Below are 17599 nucleotides of genomic sequence, written 5' to 3'. Positions count from 1 at the left end.
ATGGACAGATACGACCGGGCAGCCCGACATCTGAGCGACGTCGGGGTGGGGGGCAGGAACCTCACGAACATCGTGGTCGCCGCGGAGGCGCTGGAGCGCGGCATCACCGTGCGCAAGGCCGCCACCAGCCGCCGGATGGTGCTCGAGCACCAGGGCCGCTCGCGCACCTGGGCGGGCGGGAGCACGAACCACAACGACGACCTGGTCAAGAAGATCGCCTCCTATAAGGACGTGGCCAGCAGGCTCTTCCGCGACCTCAAGATCAGCGCCCCGGAGAACGCGGTCTTCACCGGCTCCGAATCGGCCCGCGCCTGGGCCTGGGCCTCTCCCTTCAGCCATAGCGTGGTCAAGCCGCACAACGGCAGGCAGGGAGAGAACGTCCATGCCCGCCTCCAGACCGAGGACGAGTTCCACCGCGCCTTCCGTCGCGTCGCCGCAGCGAGCAGCCAGGTCCTGGTGGAGGAGTTCTACACCGGGGTGGAGCATCGTTGCCTGGTCGAGGAGGGAACCCTGGTCGCGGCCACACGGCGCCGGCCGGCCAGCGTGCTGGGCGACGGGAGGACCAGCATCAGTGACCTGGTCGCGGCGAAGAACCGCGACCGCGGCCCGATCCATAAGGATCTGATCCTCGACGCGGTCGCTCGAGAGTATCTTCAGCGCCACGGCTACCGGCCCGACTCGGTCCCGGAGGCGGAGCAGCGCATCTACCTGCGGAGCACCTCGAACCTGCACACCGGAGGCGATGCGGTGGATGCCACCGAGGAGATCCGAGACGAAGAGCGAGAACTCGTGGAACGGGCCTCCCGGGCGCTGCTCGGTCTGAGGATCGTCGGGTTCGATGTGCTCCTGCCCCGCGGCGAGAGCGACGTCCACGCCCCCTCGGTGCTGGAGATCAACGCCAGCCCGATGGTCTCGATGCACCACTTCCCCTGGTCGGGCCAGCCCCGGGATGCGGCTCGCCACGTGGTCGATTCACTCTTCCCCCGCACTGTCCGGCGCTGACACGCCCCAGTACCTGCCCAGTGCCGGATCAGCGGGCGGCTGCCACGGGTCCCAGTCGGCGGCTGCGGGCGTCGGTGGCCAGCGCGGCCCAGGACGCGCAGAGCAGGTAGATCAGGCTGAGCAGGAAGAAGTAGATGAAGAAGCCCAACACCGTGGCGAAGGAGGACACGATCAGGTTCCCGCCCTCGACCCCGCTGAGCAGGAAGGTGGAGAGGTGACGCAGCACCGAGGAGCCGACGGCGGCGAGCAGCGCCGCACGCCACAGCACCGAGACCGGCATCACCACGCGTGAGGCCACCCGGAAGATCAGGACCGCGACCAGCACATCCAGGATCAGCGGGACGGCGAGCGTGATCACGGTGCCGACCAGTCCCTGAAGCACGTTCAGGTTCCAGCCCAGCACGCCTTCGCTGAAGTCCAGCACGGACTCCGAGATCAGGCTGGTCGCCGTGGCCGCCAGCAGCATCGTGCCCAGCAGCAGCATCACACCGAGGTCCCGGGTCTTGACCACCACCACGTTCTCGTCCATGAGCGGACGGTCAAAGATGCTCCTGATACCGGAGCGCAGGCCGTTGATCCAGCTCAGCGAGGCCACGGCGGCGACCAGCAGCGAGACCACGAGCGTGAGCCCGAAGCCTTCGGTGTCGAAGAGCTGTTCCTGCGTGGCGAGCCCGTCCTCGCCGATCACCCCGGGCAGCGCGTCGTTGGTCAGCGCCACGATGGTGTCCTGCAGCTCCTGGTCCCCGCCGATGACCAGGCCCGCCACGGAGAATCCCGCCACCAGCGCCGCGGAGACCGAGAAGAACATCATGTAGGCCGCGCCGGCGGCCATCACCGTGCCGTAGTGAAACAGGAAGAGATTCAGGATCCGCATCCCGCGGGTGGTGTCGAGCCGGGTGAGCCCCCAGAAGAGGGTCAGACCGAACATCGATGCCCGTCCGCGTCCCTCCCGGCGGGCGTGGCCCCAGGCGCGCCGCGCCTTGACCTCGCGACGGCGCAGCCCCTCGAGGTCAAGCGGGTTGACCATCCCCGAGACTTCCTCGCGGTCGTTCATCGCCTTCGCGGCAGCTCGCGCGTGACCGGCGATCAGTCCATGCCCGCCGGTCCGCGGGCGCAGCCTGGAGGGGTTCTCACTCACCCGGGGCTCCCCGCGCGGCTCCCGCGCGGGCTCACTGCGGGCTCGCTGGGAGGAAGCCGATCCTGTCATAGACCTGTGCGAGGGTCTCCCCCGCCACGGCCCGCGCCTTCGCGGCACCGGTGGCCAGCAGCGCGTCGAGCTGCGCCGGATCCTGGAGCAGCTCCTCGGTGCGGTCGCGGATCGGGCCGAGCTTCGCCACCACCACCTCGGCCAGCTCCACCTTCAGGTGGCCATACATCCGGCCCTGATACTCCTCGACGATCTGTTGCACCGGGCGGTCGGTGAGCGCGGAGTAGATGCTCAGCAGGTTCGAGACCCCTGGCTTCTCGGCCTGGTCGAAACGGATCTCGGCGCCGTCGTCGGTCACGGCAGACTTGATCTTCTTCGCGATCTGCTTATCGGTGTCCATCAGGTTCAGCAGCCCGGCCGGGGAGGTGGCGGACTTGGACATCTTCGCGGTGGGATTCTGCAGGTCATAGATCCGGGCCCCGGTCTCCGGGATCAGCGGCTCCGGGACTCGGAAGGTCTCCCCATAGCGGTGGTTGAAGCGCTGAGCCAGGTTGCGGGAGAGCTCCACATGCTGCTTCTGGTCGTGCCCCACCGGCACCCCGTGCGGCTGGTACAGCAGGATGTCAGCCGCCTGCAGCATCGGGTAGGTGAAAAGTCCGACGCCGGCCGCGTCGGCGCCCTGCCGGGCGGACTTGTCCTTGAACTGGGTCATCCGCGCGGCCTCGCCCATCCCGGTCAGGCAGGTCATGATCCAGCCCAGCTGCGCGTGTTCCGGCACGTGGGACTGCACGAACACCGTGGAGCGTTCGACGTCGAGGCCCCCCGCGAGGTACTGGGCGGCGGTGCGGCGCACCCGGGTGCGCAGCTCGGCCGGGTCCTGAGGGACGGTGATCGCGTGCATGTCCGGGATGAAGAAGAACGCGTCGTAGCGTTCCTGCATCTTCACCCAGTTGACCAGCGCTCCCAGGTAGTTGCCCAGGTGCAGGGAGTCAGCCGAGGGCTGCATCCCGGAGAGTACGCGCTCAGTCACAGCAGTTCCTTCGTGTCGTCGGGCAGAGTTCAGGGTCACGCGCCAAGCGTCAAGCGCCAGGCGTGAAGCCGTGGTCAAGGCAGCTGGTAGTCCACGACCAGCGGGGCGTGATCAGACCAGCGCAGCGAATAGTCCTGCGCCCGGTCCACGCGCAGGTTTCCGGCCAGCTCGGCCAGGCCCGCGGTCGCCATGTGGTAGTCGATCCGCCAGCCGGTGTCGTTGTCGAAGGCCTTCCCGCGGTAGGACCACCAGGTGTAGGGCCCCTCGACCTCGCCGGCCAGGGAACGCGCGACGTCCACGTAGCCGAGGTCCTGGAAGTACTGGTCGAAGTAGGCGCGCTCTTCGGGCAGGAAGCCGGAGTTCTTCACATTGCCCTTCCAGTTCTTGATGTCGAGCTCACGGTGACCCACGTTCAGATCACCCATGACCAGCAGATGATCGGTGCGCCCGGCCAGAGTCGGGAGGTACTCGCTCATGTACTGCAGGAACCGCATCTTGTGCTCCTGCTTGGCCGTTCCCACCTCGCCGGAGTGCACGTAGACGCTGACCACGGTCAGCGTGGAGCCGTCTCCTAGGGCGTAGTCGGCTTCGATCCAGCGGCCCTCGTCCTCGGGGTGGCCTTCGCCGATCCCGTTGCGGGTGGCGATGGGGGCGCTGCGCGAAATGATCGCGACGCCGGCCCGGCCCTTGTCGGCGGCCTCGTACTCGTGGACGTGCCAGGCCTCACCCATGGGTTCGGTCATATCGGTGACCAGCTTGGTGAGGATCTCCTCGTTGGCGCGGACCTCTTGGAGCGCGAGGATGTCGATCTCGCGCTCGGCCAGCCATTCGCCCATGCCCTTGCGGTGCGCGGCGCGGATCCCGTTGACATTGACCGAGGCGATCCGGGTCTTCCCGGCAGGCTTGGGGTCGATGATGCGGTGCGGGTGCTCACCGAAGTCTGGTGCCTCCGCGGAGCTCACTGCGCCGTGTGAAGTCGCTGCGCCGGTGGTCGTGGCTGTCCCTGTGGAAGTCTCGGTCACGTCGGGTCCTCTCAGTTGACGATCTCGCCGGTGATCGGCTCGTCGTCGTTGTTGTTGCGCTTCTTCGCGCGGCGCGTCTGGTCGCCACGCTGCTCGCCCGGCTCGCCGCCGGACTCCTGCCCGGCATCACGGCTGCCGCGGCCGACGTGCTCGGCGAGCATGTCGCGACCGTTGCCGGCGGTCATCTCGATGGTGTCCAGCGCCCGCTCCACCATGGCCAGGTCCGCCTCTTCGGCTTTGCCGAGCTCCTGGGTGATCACCCGTTTCTGCACCTGGACGATCTTGAAGGAGTGGTCGAGCTTCAGGTTCCGTGCGTGGGTGTCCTCGTCGACCACCGCGGTGCCCCCGAGCGTGTCGGCACGCCGGGAGGCGGCGTCGGCGCGCGCGGAGTCCAGGGTCTGGCCGAACTTCTTGGCCCCGGAGCGCACCGAGATCACCAGAACGGTGGCCAGCAGCAGCCAGCCGCCGGCGATGACGGCGATGATCCAGCCGATCACGTCGTTCTGGTTGGCGGCGAAGATCAGCGCCACCAGCAGCACGGTGATCATCACCGCGAAGCTGATGCCGGAGGTCCTCCGGCCGAAGTTCCTGAGGGTTTCCTGCGCACCAGATGCGCCACCTGTGGGCAGTGACTGCTGAGAACTCATGCGCCTGATTATCCCTGTGATCACGCTCCGATGGCGAATCGCGCCCTGTGCCGCGCAGGTCGGCTGCCCGAGACCGTGCGAAACCTGCTCCACCAGGTGCAGGCCGGGTCTCCTAGGATGGCAGAGAACGTGTCCCGAGCTGTCCCAACGATCCAGGAGGACCTGATGGCCGCACTACCCGAGACTCCCCGCCCCGCGGATGCACCCGAGCGCACCACTTTCATGCGGCGCTACACGCTGGACCCGGCGCTGGCGGATGAGTTCGTCAGCTTCCTGACCAAGCGGGTCATCCCGGCCCGGGAGGAGCGTGGATTCACGGTGGAGTCGATCTGGCTCTCCGACGGCAAGGACGAGCTGACCTGGTTCGTCAGCCGTTTCGGCGACCGTGAGGAGTTCGCGGAGGCGGAGCGGGCCTGGGAAGACTCCCCCGAGCGCGCCGAGATCTTCACTGACGCCCCCGCGTATGTGACCGGCAAGGATCTTCGGGCGGTCACTCGCCTGCGCTGACCTGAGATTGAACCGCCTGCCGAGCGCGTCGGGCGGCGAAGAGCGCCGCCGCCACGGAGGTCAGCATCAGTCCGGCGATCACCAGCGAGCTGGTCACGATCGCTGCCTGGTGGCCCGCCTCGGCGCTGATCGAGAAGTAGATCCCGGTGACCACGGCGATCCCGATCGCGGTGAACACTCGCTGGGCCGTCTGCGCCACTCCCCCGGCGGCGCCCGCCATCACCTCGGGGACCTCACGCATCGAGAGCGTCTGTGCGCTGGGAATGATCAACGCCTGGGAGAGCCCGACGACGGCCAGCGCGGCCCCGATCAGCCACAGCGACCCGTAGTCGGTCACCATCAGTGCGGCGGCGCCAGCCAGGGAGAGCATCGCGACGACGCCGGCGATGGTCCCGCTGACCAGCATCCGGGGGCCCTTGCGCTCCACCGCGCGGCCCACCCGTGAGGAGAGCAGCATGACCATCACGGCGCTGGGCAGCGTGACCAGCCCCGCGATCAGCGCACCCTCGCCGCGGCCCTGCTGCACGTAGACCGCCACCACCGCCCAGGTCGCCGGCATGCCGGCGAAGTAGAGGCCCAGCACCAGCGAATTCAGCGTGTAGCTGGGCAGCGTGAACAGCTCCAGGTTGACCATCGGGGCAGCTGCATCGCGGCGCCCGAGCCGGCGCTCCCAGAGCGCCCAGAGCACCAGAACGCCCAGCCCGGCGACGGCCAGAAGCCCGCCGAGCGGGCTGCGGAACGCGATGAAGGGCAGCATCAGCAGCAGCACCGCGATGCTGAGCAGCACCACACCCAGCGGGTCCAGCCGGGCGAGGCCACGGGCCGGCGCTGCCGATGCGGTGACCTCGGGCAGGCGCTCGAGGTCCGCCTGACCGGCCGGCTCGGCGTCGTCCAAGTTCTTCGGCAGCCACCGCACGATGGCGATCAGCGCGACGGTCGTGACTGGGACGTTGATCAGGAAGGTCATCCGCCAGCCGAGGTCTGACCCGGTGGTGTCGATGATCAGCCCGCCCAGCGCCGGCCCGGCAGCCACGGCGACCCCGATGATGGTGCCCATCATCCCGTAGGCCCGCCCGCGGGCGGGTCCGGCGAACAGCCGCTGGATCATGCCGATGATCTGCGGGGTCAGCACGCCGGCGGCGAATCCCATGAAGACCCGCGCGATGTTGAGCACCAGCGGGTTCATCGCCAGCGCGGCCCCCAGGGAGGCGACCCCGAAGAGCGCCACCCCGAACATGAAGAGACCGCGTCGGCCCCAGAGGTCTCCTGCGCGGCCGGCAGGGACCAGTGCCATGCCGAAGGCCAGCGCGTAGCCGGAGAGCACCCACTGGAGATCCGCTGAGGTGGCGCTGAGGCTCTCCTCGATGGCGGGAAGAGCGACGTTGACGATGCTGATGCTCAGCAGCGCCGCGAACAGCGGCAGGAACATCGCCGTCATCATCCGCCGCGAGCTGCCCGTGGGTGAGGTCTGGTTCACCAGCTCACCTTATCCCCGTCGCCCCACCCCGGCGCGTCCTGTGACCGGCCGCATGACGCCGCCGCGAGGCTGCCATGACGGCCCCCTGTCGCACAACGGGGGCGCCCCGTGAAGGAGCGCCCCCGTAGGACCAGGCGATGACTACCGCCCGAACTGTGACTCGCGGCCGCACTGTAACTGACGGCGGAGCTGTGACTACCGGCGGAACTGGGCCAGGTAGCTCTTGACCTCGGTGCTGAACGCCAGCACCAGCCAATAGGCGGCGACGCCACGTGGGCCAGCACGAGCACCAGGGTCAGCGGGTCGGCGCCGATGACGCCGATCAGCGTGAACACGATGCCCAGGATCGCGAAGACGATGCCGGTGATCCGCGCCCAGTTCTTGTTCTTCTTGAGTCCGAAGAAGACCAGCAGGTACAGCCCGATGCCCACGATGAGGCTGACCCAGATGAAGCCGGTCAGCAGCCCTCCGAACAGGTCCGCAGCCTCGGCCGCCTCGGCCGCGGTCATCCCCTGCTGCTCCATGCCGGTGATCATCTCTTGCCGGGTTGCGTCATCGCTGAGGAACAGGCCAGGCAGCGCGCTCACCACGTAGATCGCCAGCGAGACCAGAGTCAGCGTCTTGAGCATGCTGTACTTCTTGGGCTCTGCGACCGGTCCGCCGTAGCTTCCCGGCGCGTACGGATCGGTGCCGTACTTCGACGCGGCCTCGCCGTAGCCGCCGGGCTGGCCGGGCTGGCCGCCGTAACCGCCGGAGGGGTTGCCGCCGTAGCCGCCGGACGGGTTGTTCCCGTAACCGCCGGGCTGGCCGCCGGGCTGGTCTCCGTAGGGAGGATTGCTCATGTCGACTCCTTGTTCATTGCTTGTGTTCACGAATCACTCTAGGCCCGGTTGGCCGGTCTCACTCGTAGCGAAGCGCCTCGATCGGGTCCTTCTTCGCCGCTCGCGCCGCCGGCAGCGTGCCGGCGAGGAAGGCGATGAACACGATCAGCGCGGTGATCCCGGCGATCGCCAACGGATCCACCGCGAAGAGCGTCAGTCCGGCCACCGCGCCCAGCGGGCCGCCTTCACCGGTGAGCCAGGCGTTGCCGACGAGTCCGGCTCCGAGTCCGAGCACCACACCGATGACCGAGCCCAGGATGCCGATGACCACGGCCTCCATGGAGAAGAGTCCGAAGACCTTCCCGCTGGACATGCCCAGCGCCTTCATCAGGCCGATCTCTCGGGTGCGTTCCTGCACCGACATCAGCAACGTGTTCACGATGCCGAAGCTTGCCGCGAGCAGCGCGATCAGGCCGAAGCCGGAGAGCACCCAGGAGACCGCGTCGATGACGCCCTGGACGGCACCGATCTGGTCCTCCACGGTCAGTCCGAGGAGGTCCTGATCGATCAGGGCGTCCTTGACGCCCTGCTCGCTGGCCTCGATGTCCTCCACGTCGACCACCGCCATGGTGTAGGCGTTCTGCGCCTGGCCCTCGTAGCCCTCCATGGAGAGCTCGTTGAGCTGCTGGTTCAGCTCACGGGAGGGCATGGGGGTGGCGCCGATGCCGGAGAGCGCCTCCTCGGAGACGCCGACGATCTCGGCCTCCACCGTGGACTGTTCCCCGGTCACGTTGCTGATGCCGATCTCGACAGTCTCCCCGATGACCTGCTCGGCATCTTCGGTGTCGAAGATGGTGAGCCAGTCCTCCGGGATGCTGAGCTCCATGCCGTCTTCGCCGGGGGCCTCTCCGGCCTCAAGCTCGAGTCCCAGCGCATTGGCCGGCACGTCGAGCTCCATGTCATAGCGCTCCCCGTCGGGGGTCTCGATGAAGTCCGGTGAGACGAAGACCATCGGGTCCACGGAGGAGACGTTCTCGATCTGCTCGATCTCCTCGATGTCCGAGTCGGTGAGCACCCCACCGCCGGAGCCGGGGCCGAACATCCCACCGGTGCTCGCTGCGGCCTCCGGGTCATATTCGGCCGGACCATCGGTGGGCTCTGCGTCAGAGGCTCCGGTGCTCATCACGAACATCTGCGAGGAGCCGCCGAAGCCGGCGACGACGGTGTCGACATACTTGTTGACACCGGCGCCGAGACCCGAGGTCAGGGTCAGCGTGAAGGAACCGATGACGATGGCGACCACCGTCAGGGCGGTGCGCAGCTTGGAGCGGAATGTGTTGCCCAGCGCGGTGCGCGCGACGTCGACTGACCTCATGCGTGCACCCCCGTGGCGCCGTGCTCTTCGGTGACGATCTCGCCGTCCTGCATCATCAGCCGGCGCTGGCATTTCGCGGCCAGGTCCTCATCATGGGTGACGACCACCAGGGTGATGCCATGATCCCGGTGCAGCCCGAAGAGGATGTCCTCGACGATCTCTGAGGTGACCGTGTCGAGGTTGCCGGTGGGCTCATCGGCGAAGAGCACCGTGGGCTTGTTGACCAGCGCGCGGGCGATGCAGGCGCGCTGCTTCTGACCGCCGGAGAGGTTGGTCGCCTTGTTCTTGGCCTTGTCGGCCATGTCCAGCTGCTCCAGGACCTCCATGCCGCGGCGGTTGCGCTCGGACTTGCCCATCCCCGCGATCTTCAGCGGCAGGGTGATGTTCTCCAGCACCGTCTGGTTGGGGTTGAGGAAGAACTGCTGGAAGACGAAACCGAAGGTGTCATTGCGCAGCTGGGAGACCTTCTTGGGCTTCAGCGCGGTCACCGGCTCACCACCCAGCGCGACGACGCCGGAGGTCGGCTCATCGAGAAGCGCCAGCAGATGCATGAGGGTGGACTTGCCGGAACCTGATTTCCCCACGATGGCGACGGATTCACCCTCGTGGATCTCGAAGGTCAGGCCCTTGAGCGCGTCGAAACGGGTGGCGCCCTTGCCATAGACCTTGACCAGGTTCTCGGTCTCGAGAACAGGAGTGGACATTGATGACCTTTCATCGTGCTCGGAGGTGCTGCGGAGACCTGCTGCGAGGCCGCCTGGCAGCCAGAAGTTGAACTACCAGCTCATTCTCGCGGATGACGGCTCCGAGGGCATCGACCCAAAGGATGAACTCCCCCGATGCCCCGACTCTGCGAGAATGCGTCGATCCCGCTCTCACCAGGGGACATCACCGCGAGTACACTGCCACTCATGCCCGTTGAACATGCGATCCGCGCCACAGGTCTGACCAAGCGCTATGGAGATTTCACTGCCGTGGACGGCATCGACTTCACGGTGAACCGAGGCGAGTCCTTCGGCCTGCTCGGACCCAACGGTGCGGGCAAGTCCACCACCATGCGGATGATCGCCGCCGTGGCCTCGCGCAGCGCCGGCACGATGTCGGTGGCCGGACTCGACCCGGAGCAGAACGGCCCCGAGGTCCGAGCCCGGCTGGGGGTGATCCCGCAGCAGGACAACCTGGACGAGGAGCTCAGCGTCCGGGAGAACATCATCATGTATGGCCGCTACTTCGGGCTGCCGCGCCGCTGGCTCAACGCCAAGACCGAAGAGCTGCTGGAGTTCGCCCAGCTCAGCCACAAGGCGACGGCCCGGGTGGAGGACCTCTCCGGGGGCATGAAGCGTCGGCTGACCATCGCCCGCGCGCTGGTCAACGAGCCGGAGATCCTGCTGCTCGATGAGCCCACCACCGGGCTGGACCCGCAGGCCCGGCACATCCTCTGGGACCGGCTGTTCCGGCTGCGTGAATCCGGGACCACACTGGTGCTCACCACCCATCATATGGACGAGGCCGAGCAGCTCTGCGAGCGCCTGATCGTGGTCGATGAGGGCCGGATCATGGCGGAGGGCTCCCCTGCCGGACTCATCCGCGACCATTCGACCCGGGAGGTGCTGGAGCTGCGCTTCGGGATGGACCGCAACCAGGAGCAGGCCCAGCAGCTGACCGCGCTGCTCTCCTCCGGCGCCGCGAGTGCCAACGGCGCCGCAGCCGCAGCCGCCGACGTCGGGGTCGGCGTCGGCGTCGGCGTCGGCTTCAGCCACGTGGAGGTGCTGCCCGACCGGCTGCTGGTCTACGCGGGCTCCGCAGAGTCCGCGCTGGAGCAGATCCACGCCGCCGGACTTCGTCCGATGACCTCCCTGGTGCGCCGGTCCTCCCTGGAGGACGTCTTCCTGCGACTGACCGGGAGAACCCTTGTCGACTGATCGACTCACCGCGGATCCCGAGCTGCAGCAGCCGGTCAGCCCGGCCGCGGACAAGCAGACCATGGCCGGCCGGGCCCGACGCTTCGGCGCGCTGCACCAGGCCGAGCGCACGCTGCGCAGCATGCGGGCCTACGGCACCGTGATCCTGTTCTCCTCGGTGAGCCAGCCGATCATGTACATCCTGGCCATGGGCCTGGGGCTGGGCGTCCTGGTGGGCGAGGGCGGCGACTTCGCCGAGTACGGCGCGAGCAGCTACCTGATGTACATCGCGCCGGCGATCCTGGCCTCCACCGTGGCCATGGCCGCAGGCATCGAGTTCACCTTCCCGGTGATGGAGGGGTTCAAGTGGCGCCGACTCTACTACGGCGCCCAGGCCTCGCCGTTGAGTCCGGGCCAGATCGCCTCCGGGCACATCCTCGCGGTCAGCGTGCGCTTCGGCATCCATGCGGCCATCTTCACGGTGGTGCTCTACCTCTTCGGCGCCATCAGCTCTCCGCTGGGCGTGCTGATGATCGCCAGCGCGATGCTGGGCGGGCTGGCGATCGGGCTGCCGATCATGGCGTATGTGTCCACGCTGCGCGATGAGAAGGGGCAGATGTCGTTGATCCAGCGCTTCGTCATCATGCCGCTTTTCCTGTTCTCCGGCACGTTCTATCCGCTCACCAACCTTCCCGGGTTCCTGCAGGTGCTGGGCTGGTTCTCCCCCATCTGGCATGCCAACGAGCTGGGCCGGGTGCTCGCCTTCGGCCAGCCCAGCCCCGCCTGGCTGATCCTGCTCCACGTGCTCTACCTGCTGGGGATCACGGTCGCGGCCTGGCTGGCCACGGTGCGGATCTTCACCCGCCGGCTCGGACTCGAAGAATGGCGGGGCCGGACACCGGGCGCCAAGGCCGACGCCAAGCGCCAAGAGCGGCTCGCGGTGAAGGACGCGGCCGACAGCACTGCACCCGGAGGCGCTGCGCCCGACAGCACCGCGCTGCCCCGGATCGCCTTCCGCCGTGGGTTCGGCGCGAACTACTACTCCGGCAACATTCGTGCGGTGTTCGGCCGCGGCCTGACCGCGATCCGGAACAACCGCGGGGTCATCTTCCTCTCCGGTCTGCTCGAGCCGGTGCTGTTCCTGACCTCCTTCGGGCTGGGCATCTCCCCGATGATCGCCGGGGTCGACGCCGAACAGGTGGGCCTGGGCGGCGGCGGGACGATCAGCTACGCCGCATTCATCGCCCCGGCGCTGCTTGCGGTCTCGGCGATGAACGGCGCGATCTTCGACTCCACCTGGAACGTGTTCTTCAAGCTCAAGATCACCAAGCTCTACCGGACCATGATGTCCACCTCACTGGGCCCGGTGGACGTGGCGGTCGGCGAGATCTGCCTGGCACTCTTCCGCGGCGGGATCTACGCGCTGGGCTTCATCGGCGTGCTGCTGGTCGGCGGCCTGATCGACACGCTGGCCGCGGTGCTGATGTGGTTCACCGCGCTCTTCGTCGCCCTGGGCTTCGCCTCGGTCGGGATGGCGGTGACCTCGTTCATGACCCGGTTCCAGCAGATGGACTGGATGATGATGGTGCTGATGCCGATGTTCCTGTTCTCGGCCACGCTGTTCCCGATCAGCGTCTATCCCGCCGGAGTCCAGGCGTTCATCCAGGCGCTGCCGCTGTGGCACGCCGTGGAGCTCATGCGCGATATCGCGTTCTGGGACTTCAGCGGCCTGACCCTGGTGCACATCGGCTACTACCTGGTGATGATCGTCGCCGGGCTCGCGCTGACCACCTACCGGATGAAGAAGCTCTTCCTCCGCTGATCCCACCCCATCCCCACCCGTTGAGGGGCGGATTCTCCGAGCATTTAAGGCCATCTGGCCCTTGAGATGTGCGTAGAATCCGCCCCTCAACGGGTCTGGAGTGACTCTTCTCTCGATTGACCCTGCTGTTTCGTTAATGCAACTCATTAGCGATAGTCTCTGGATGCCCGGACAGGCCCGTCACCTCGGCCCGTCCCAGATCCGGAGGTCCCTGCAAGTGCGCACCATCATCCAGACCCACGAGCTCAGCGTGCGGTCCGAGACCGGGGAACCTCTGCTCCGCGACATCAGCCTGCACGTGGAGCAAGGAGAACGGATTGCTCTGCTGGGGCGTTCAGGGTCCGGCAAGTCCCTGATCTCCTCCTGCCTCGCCGGAGGCCTCTCCCCCACGCTGGCGCGCACGGGCGAGATTGAGATCTGCGGCCGCCGCATCCGTGACTCTCACTCGGTGAGCGTGCGCGACGTGGCCGCGGTGCGCCAAGACAGCTCGGATGCACTGAATCCGCTGGTGCGCATCGGCGCGCAGCTGATGCTGCCGCTCAAGCGTGGTCGGTCCAGGGTTGATCCCAAGGCATCAGGCGGCGCGTGTGACGCGCACGTCCTGGACCTGCTCGACGCCGTCGGGCTCCATGACGGGCATCGCATCGCTCGTTCGTTCCCCGCTCAGCTCTCGGGGGGACAGCGTCAACGAGTGTGCATCGCACTTGCGCTGGCGTGCGGGCCCCAGGTGCTGGTCGCGGATGAGCCGACCACCGCCCTCGACGTGGTCTCACAGGCCACAGTCCTGCGCGCCCTGAGCTCGAATCTCTCTCCGGCGACAGCTGTCGTCTTTGTGACCCATGACCTCTCAGTGGCATCAGGTCTGTGCCAACGCGCCGTCGTCTTGGAGGCGGGCCGGATCGTGGAGGATTCGGCGATGCGAGATCTCATCGCGTCTCCGGTACATCCCACCTCGGCCGCTCTGGTCACGGAGGCGATGCGTCGCTCGGAGCCGGTCTCATGAGCCAAACACGACACCTCGACCAGGGTGCACCCGAAGGCCTGCTCGAAGCCGTGGGGGTTGCACGGGTCTTCCCCGCTGGCCGCGGAGGAAGTCCAGTGGTGGCGGTCCGCGATGCGAACATCAGCATCCAGTCGGGGCAGCGCAGAGCGTTGATCGGCTCTTCCGGCTCCGGGAAATCAACCCTGCTCTCTCTGCTCCTCGCCGCAGATCGACCGACGCGAGGCTTCGTGCGATTCGAGGGGACCGCCGTCCATCCTCGGAGGACCTCCCAGATGCGCGCCTTCCGACGACAGGTGCAGTTCATCCCCCAGGACTGCGCGGCCAGTCTGGATCCGCGGATGAGCGTCGAACAGCTCGTCACCGATCCCCTACGCAGGCTGAAGCTCCCCGGTGACCACCAGCTGAGAGCACGTGACGCTCTCGAGCAGGTGCATCTCCCGGCATCTCTGATGGCAAAGAAGCGCGCCGAGATCTCCGGAGGCCAGGCTCAGAGGGTTGCGATCGCGCGGGCCATCGCCATCGGGCCCAAGACCCTGCTCGCTGATGAACCGGTCAGCGGCCTGGACCTCCCGCTCCGAGACCAGGTGCTCTCGCTTCTGCGTGAGCTCTCCTCAGTTCGCGGTCTCGGCGTGCTTTTGGTGACCCATGATCTCGATGCCGCACGAGCCCTCTGCCACGACGCGGTCGTGATGGACCACGGGTCACTCGTGGAGCGGGGAGAGATCAGTCGCCTGATGGACCACCCGGAGCATGCCGCCACCGCACGGCTGGTGCATTCCATGCCGCGCATCGCTCCCGAGCTCAGGGACGCGCACCGAGAGCACCGAGGCCGGCACTCTTGAGACGCCGATCCCGCAGGAACCCCCCGGAGGCCTCGACGTTGCTGGGAGCGCAAGGGGTCTTCAATCTCGGTTTCTACGCCGTCGTCCCGTTCATCGCCATCGTCTTGGCCGAAGATTTCGCCCTGGGCGGGGCTGCGGTAGGACTCGTGCTCGGCGTCCGGACCGCAGCCCAACAGGGCATGTTTCTTCTCGGAGGGATCCTGGCGGACCGTTATGGAGCTCGATCGCTGATACTCACCGGATGCGCCGTTCGCGCCGCAGGTTTCGGCACTCTCGCGGCATCTGTGAGCTGGCAGCACTCCCTGACGATATTCATCCTCGGCACCGTCATCACTGGTCTCGGAGGCGCCCTCTTCTCTCCGGCACTGAACACTCTGGTGGCGCGGACGCAGGCGCAGCGAGAAGACCGTGATCTCTCCACCACCGCGAAACCCACCCTCTTTGCAGCTCTCTCGGTCGTTGGAGAGACTGGCGCCGCCATAGGACCCTTCCTCGGAGCTGCTCTGCTGGGGTGGGGATTCGGTGCGGCGGCGGGCGCGGGGGCGGCTCTCTTCGTTCTCGTCGGGCTGCTTCTTGGATGGCTTCTCCCCCGGCCTCCGCACAGGGCACATGCCGTCCCTCAGCCAGCTGGGAGGGGGAAGCTCGTCCGGGGATCTGGCGGGATTCCCCCGCGACGGCGCTGCGCGAGTCTGCGTCACCGTGGATTCATCGCCTTCACCGCACTCCATGCGGTGGATCTGCTGAGCTACAACCAGCTCTACCTGAGCCTGCCCGCGGAGATCCACCGATCGGGCGCCGACGTCGAGACGCTGGCGTGGCTGTTCGCGATGGTCTCACTGATCACCGTGACGCTTCAGCTTCCGATCTCACGTCTGGCTCGGCGCCTCGGTCCTCAGCGCGCCCTGCCGCTGGGATACCTCACCACCGCTGCGGGGTTCCTTCTCCTGGCCGCCTGCTCCACCACGGCGATGCCTGTCGGGCTCGAACTCGCCCCCGCGACGACCGCCGTCGCTCTTTGGATCCTGGGGCACCTGATGGCAGCCCCAGTGGCCCTGGATCTTGTCCCACGCTTCGCGGGCACGGCCCAGTGGGGCTCCTACTACGGACTGCTCGCGACCGCCGGCGGCATCGCCGTGCTGCTCGGCAATGCAGCCGTGGGCTCGCTTCTGCACTTCGCCGCATTCTCAGAAGCACTCTCATGGGCGCCCTGGCTGCTGCTTGGAACGCTCCCCCTGATCAGCGCCACCTTGATCGGCCGCACCCTCCCAACCCCACCTCAACTCGCCTCCACCTCCAAGACCCCCGAACCATCCGCAGAAAACACCGAGAAAGCACCCGATGACACCTTCACCTCGTAACGCCACACGTCCCCTCGTGGGATCCCGAACCCCGACAATGCCCCGCCTGATGACGACGATTCCGCTGGCCGGCGTCTTTGCGCTCACCGGGTGCTTCAGCTCCTCCGGAGAGGAACAGAGCACCTCAGAGTCGGCTGACACCGATGCCCGCATCAGCGTCGCCATGCTGCAGCCACCCCGCAGTGGACTGTCACCGCTCAGTGACGATGCCTTCAAGCTCTCGCGATGGAGCACCGCGGAGACCCTGATCGCGCTCGACGCCGAGGGAGAGGCTCAGCCAGGTCTGGCTACCGAGTGGCGCCAGGACGACGCTGATCCATCGTTGTGGCGGTTCACGATCCGAGACGGCGTGACCTTCCACGACGGCTCGGAGCTCACGGCCGCAGCCGTGATGGAGTCCCTGCAAGCAGCGATCGACGCCTCCCCTCAGCCCCGCATCCTGGATGGCGTCGATCTCGAGCTCTCCGTCGAGGACGACGACGTTCTGGTGCGCACAGCAGATGAGGACCCCCTGGTGCCTCAACGACTCTCCAGCCCGCAACTCTCAATCCTTGCCGAAGAGGCCTACGAAGGCGCTCAGGTGGTGGATCCGATCGGTCACGGCACCGGTCCTTTCGAACTCATCTCCGTGGACGGCACCTCCTCGGCCACCCTTGACCGCTATGAGGACTACTGGGGAGACCCCGCGCGGGCCAGCGGCATGGACGTGGAGTTCGTCCCTGATGGCACCGCACGCGCCGCGGCGCTTCGCACAGGAGACGCCGATGTCGTTGAAGCCGTGCCCGTGGGGCAAGCCGGACAGATCGATGAAGATCTCATCTACGAAGTCGCCATGCCACGGACCAATACGCTCTACCTGAACACCGAGGAGGGACCGTTCTCCGACCCGGAAGTGAGGGCGGCTGCTCGTGAGGCCATTGACCGTGCCGCCTTGATAGAAGGGGCCTATGAAAGTCGTGCCGACGTCGCGGAAGGCCTGCTCGGGCCCGCCCTGCCGTGGGCCGCGGACCTCCGTGACGAAGCCTCCTACCAAGAGATCATCGGGCAGCGTGCCGAGCCCGCGGCCGTGGACGGGGTTGAGATCTCGCTGGGCACGTTCACCGACCGTTCTGAGCTTCCCGAGGTCGCAGTGCTGCTCGAGCAGCAGCTCGAACAGGCGGGGTTCGTCGTGACCCAAGACGTGCGTGAATACCAGTACATCGAAGCAGACGCGGTGGACGGGGTGTTCGACGCCTTCATCCTCTCCCGAGCCACCGTGTTGGATTCAGGCGACCCGGTGGCCTACATGTATAGCGACTTCGCCTGCGAGGGCTCCTTCAACATCTCTCAGTTCTGCGCGGATTCCGTCGATACCGCGCTGCAGTTCGCCTCGGAGCAATACCCGGCTGATGGCCGAGAGCTCGCCATCATGGAGGCAGAAGCCCAGATCCTCGCCGAGGATGCGGCAATCCCGCTGCTGCACGAACGTGTGATCCAAGGAGAAGCAGCCTCTGTCTCGGGGGCGGAACAGGACCCTCGGGAGCGACTTCTGATCACTGGCGAGACCGCACTCGGCGAAAGCGATTGAGTTGACGACCAAAGGCCTGCGGTCTCCGGGATGGGCCGCTCCAGGCGTGTGGGTGAGCTCAGCGTCGCGTCTGTTGTC

The 17599-nt window shown here is 67.1% G+C and carries 16 protein-coding genes; 8 read left to right on the top strand and 8 right to left on the bottom strand.

The window, feature by feature from the left end; genetic code table 11:
• Complete coding sequence (locus BG28_RS11295) at positions 1–1002, top strand: hypothetical protein (RefSeq protein WP_051501353.1); 1002 nt, start codon at positions 1–3, stop codon at positions 1000–1002.
• A 28-nt stretch (positions 1003–1030) separates the two neighbouring features.
• Here BG28_RS11295 and BG28_RS11290 read toward each other — a convergent pair whose 3' ends face one another.
• From BG28_RS11290 to BG28_RS11275, 4 genes are all read right to left on the bottom strand, one after another.
• Complete coding sequence (locus BG28_RS11290; protein WP_036476785.1) at positions 1031–2140, bottom strand: YihY/virulence factor BrkB family protein; 1110 nt, start codon at positions 2138–2140, stop codon at positions 1031–1033.
• 31 nt (positions 2141–2171) lie between these two features.
• A complete protein-coding gene (trpS, locus tag BG28_RS11285) occupies positions 2172–3218 on the bottom strand; it encodes a tryptophan--tRNA ligase (protein WP_051501352.1) in 1047 nt (348 codons plus the stop codon).
• A gap of 35 nt (positions 3219–3253) precedes the next feature.
• Positions 3254–4096 (bottom strand): exodeoxyribonuclease III, encoded by an 843-nt coding sequence (locus BG28_RS11280; RefSeq protein ID WP_036476928.1) that lies wholly within the window; start codon positions 4094–4096, stop codon positions 3254–3256.
• A gap of 116 nt (positions 4097–4212) precedes the next feature.
• Entirely contained in the window at positions 4213–4848 is a 636-nt protein-coding gene (locus BG28_RS11275; RefSeq protein WP_200869331.1) for a hypothetical protein, read from the bottom strand.
• 165 nt (positions 4849–5013) lie between these two features.
• Here BG28_RS11275 and BG28_RS11270 point away from each other — a divergent pair, with 165 nt between their 5' ends.
• Positions 5014–5355 (top strand): hypothetical protein, encoded by a 342-nt coding sequence (locus tag BG28_RS11270; protein ID WP_036476779.1) that lies wholly within the window; start codon positions 5014–5016, stop codon positions 5353–5355.
• On the opposite strand, the gene BG28_RS11265 is transcribed toward BG28_RS11270, so the two are convergent.
• Genes BG28_RS11265 through BG28_RS11250 form a run of 4 tightly spaced genes read right to left on the bottom strand, consistent with a single transcriptional unit; the run spans position 5339 to position 9732 of the window.
• Positions 5339–6832: an MFS transporter gene (locus BG28_RS11265; RefSeq protein WP_036476771.1), complete on the bottom strand. Its 1494-nt coding sequence runs from the start codon at positions 6830–6832 to the stop codon at positions 5339–5341. The genes BG28_RS11270 and BG28_RS11265 overlap by 17 nt on opposite strands.
• Entirely contained in the window at positions 6829–7674 is an 846-nt protein-coding gene (locus BG28_RS14505) for a hypothetical protein (RefSeq protein WP_051501351.1), read from the bottom strand. Before BG28_RS14505 ends, BG28_RS11265 begins: the two co-directional genes overlap by 4 nt.
• A gap of 58 nt (positions 7675–7732) precedes the next feature.
• Entirely contained in the window at positions 7733–9028 is a 1296-nt protein-coding gene (locus BG28_RS11255) for an ABC transporter permease (RefSeq protein ID WP_036476767.1), read from the bottom strand.
• Positions 9025–9732, bottom strand: coding sequence for an ABC transporter ATP-binding protein (locus BG28_RS11250; protein WP_036476763.1), 708 nt, complete (start codon positions 9730–9732; stop codon positions 9025–9027). The genes BG28_RS11255 and BG28_RS11250 overlap by 4 nt, the downstream gene beginning before the upstream one ends.
• A 207-nt stretch (positions 9733–9939) precedes the next feature.
• Between BG28_RS11250 and BG28_RS11245 the strand changes: the two genes are divergently transcribed.
• From BG28_RS11245 to BG28_RS11220, 6 genes are all read left to right on the top strand, one after another.
• Positions 9940–10950 (top strand): ABC transporter ATP-binding protein, encoded by a 1011-nt coding sequence (locus BG28_RS11245; protein WP_036476925.1) that lies wholly within the window; start codon positions 9940–9942, stop codon positions 10948–10950.
• Entirely contained in the window at positions 10940–12751 is a 1812-nt protein-coding gene (locus BG28_RS15045) for an ABC transporter permease (RefSeq protein ID WP_235181083.1), read from the top strand. Before BG28_RS11245 ends, BG28_RS15045 begins: the two co-directional genes overlap by 11 nt.
• Positions 12752–12968: 217 nt before the next feature.
• Positions 12969–13754 carry an ATP-binding cassette domain-containing protein gene (locus tag BG28_RS11235; RefSeq protein WP_051501350.1) on the top strand — a complete coding sequence of 262 codons (786 nt, stop codon included), beginning with the start codon at positions 12969–12971 and terminating at the stop codon, positions 13752–13754.
• Positions 13751–14596, top strand: a complete 846-nt coding sequence (locus BG28_RS11230; protein WP_235181082.1) for an ATP-binding cassette domain-containing protein — start codon at positions 13751–13753, stop codon at positions 14594–14596. The genes BG28_RS11235 and BG28_RS11230 overlap by 4 nt, the downstream gene beginning before the upstream one ends.
• Entirely contained in the window at positions 14593–15954 is a 1362-nt protein-coding gene (locus BG28_RS16850) for an MFS transporter (protein ID WP_084479670.1), read from the top strand. The genes BG28_RS11230 and BG28_RS16850 overlap by 4 nt, the downstream gene beginning before the upstream one ends.
• 49 nt (positions 15955–16003) lie before the next feature.
• Positions 16004–17521 (top strand): ABC transporter substrate-binding protein, encoded by a 1518-nt coding sequence (locus BG28_RS11220; RefSeq protein WP_036476916.1) that lies wholly within the window; start codon positions 16004–16006, stop codon positions 17519–17521.
• The last annotated feature ends 78 nt before the right edge of the window (positions 17522–17599 follow it).

The sequence above is a fragment of the Nesterenkonia sp. AN1 genome, assembly GCF_000582475.1.
GTDB classification, from domain to species: Bacteria; Actinomycetota; Actinomycetes; order Actinomycetales; family Micrococcaceae; genus Nesterenkonia; species Nesterenkonia aurantiaca.
The sequence above is the reverse complement of the archived record's forward strand: the minus strand, read 5'-3'. Positions and strand labels throughout refer to the sequence as shown.

Excerpts from the sequence above, each read along its gene's own strand:
- BG28_RS11270 (WP_036476779.1), top strand. The coding sequence starts at position 5,014 with ATGGCCGCACTACCCGAGACTCCCCGCCCCGCGGATGCACCCGAGCGC.
- BG28_RS11275 (WP_200869331.1), bottom strand. The coding sequence starts at position 4,848 with ATGAGTTCTCAGCAGTCACTGCCCACAGGTGGCGCATCTGGTGCGCAG.
- BG28_RS11250 (WP_036476763.1), bottom strand. The coding sequence starts at position 9,732 with ATGTCCACTCCTGTTCTCGAGACCGAGAACCTGGTCAAGGTCTATGGC.
- BG28_RS11220 (WP_036476916.1), top strand. The coding sequence starts at position 16,004 with ATGACGACGATTCCGCTGGCCGGCGTCTTTGCGCTCACCGGGTGCTTC.
- BG28_RS11245 (WP_036476925.1), top strand. The coding sequence starts at position 9,940 with ATGCCCGTTGAACATGCGATCCGCGCCACAGGTCTGACCAAGCGCTAT.
- BG28_RS11255 (WP_036476767.1), bottom strand. The coding sequence starts at position 9,028 with ATGAGGTCAGTCGACGTCGCGCGCACCGCGCTGGGCAACACATTCCGC.
- BG28_RS14505 (WP_051501351.1), bottom strand. The coding sequence starts at position 7,674 with ATGAGCAATCCTCCCTACGGAGACCAGCCCGGCGGCCAGCCCGGCGGT.
- BG28_RS11295 (WP_051501353.1), top strand. The coding sequence starts at position 1 with ATGGACAGATACGACCGGGCAGCCCGACATCTGAGCGACGTCGGGGTG.
- BG28_RS11230 (WP_235181082.1), top strand. The coding sequence starts at position 13,751 with ATGAGCCAAACACGACACCTCGACCAGGGTGCACCCGAAGGCCTGCTC.